General features: G+C 74.0%; 1 pseudogene. It reads right to left on the bottom strand.

The window, feature by feature from the left end:
• A pseudogene (locus A612_RS09465) lies at window positions 1-393 on the bottom strand (DUF58 domain-containing protein); the annotation flags it as partial.
• Window positions 394-466: the final 73 nt, after the last annotated feature.

Genomic DNA, 466 nt, shown 5'->3' on the forward strand with positions numbered 1-466 from the left:
GTCCGCCACCGCCCACTGGCCGCTGCCGTGCACCGCCAGGGCGACGGCGCGCCGCGGTCGGCGGCGGTTGGCGCTCAGTTGCAGCTCCAGCACCGCCGCATGGCCCAGGAACTGCGGCTCCGGCGGCTGCAGATGCAGGCCGAGCCCGCGCAGCGTGCCGTGGCACAGGGGAATGCTGGCCGCGGCGCTGCCCGCCAGCAGGAAGGTCAGCAGGTAACCCAGGTTGAGCTGGAAGTTGATCGAGCCGACCAGCAACACCAGCAGCGTGAACGCCAGCATCCAGCCCGAGCGCGTCGGCAGGATATAGATGTTGCGCTGCCCGAGCACGAGCGTGTCGGTGCGCGGCAGGCGCGCCTGCCACCAGCTGCGCCAGCGCGCGGCCAGGCCCCGCATCAGGGCGCCACCGCCTCGACCATGGCCCGCACCTGCTCCACCGCGCCGCGCCCGGCGTCGCCCAGCGGCACCA

Origin of the sequence: Melaminivora alkalimesophila, assembly GCF_000282995.1 — a bacterium.
GTDB lineage: Bacteria > Pseudomonadota > Gammaproteobacteria > Burkholderiales > Burkholderiaceae_C > Melaminivora > Melaminivora alkalimesophila.